Annotated in this window: 1 protein-coding gene; it reads left to right on the top strand. The window is 59.5% G+C overall.

Annotated features, from left to right (window positions below):
* The coding region (locus tag AC1D0P_RS31865; protein ID WP_477680378.1) for a dioxygenase family protein at positions 1 to 314 on the top strand (314 nt) is incomplete at its 5' end.
* Positions 315 to 375: the final 61 nt, after the last annotated feature.

Raw genomic sequence — 375 nt, 5'->3', positions numbered from 1 at the left:
AAAAGGGCGTGCTGATCATCGGCAGCGGCAATGTCGTGCATAACCTGCGGGCGCTCGACATGAGCGGCCGGGTATTCGACTGGGCAGAGGAATTCGATCGCTACATGGCGGACGCCATTGCCGCGAAGGATGTGGGCAAGGTGCTGGAGGTCGGCAAACTCGGCCGGATCGCGGCTCTTTCGCATCCGACGATCGAGCATTTCCTGCCGATCCTCTACCCGCTCGCTGTCATGTCGGAAGACGAAAAGGTCGGCTTCTTCAACGAGTCGATCGATCTCGGCTCGATCTCGATGCGCAGCTTTCTGCTGTCGTAATCAGCTTTCCGGATGCCGGAGCAAATCCAGCGTCCGCTGATCCATCCGGCCGCCACAATAG

The organism is Polaromonas sp. P1_G2, from assembly GCF_056405515.1.
Note: the sequence above shows the minus strand (reverse complement) of the source record. Positions and strands in the feature narration are given on the sequence as shown.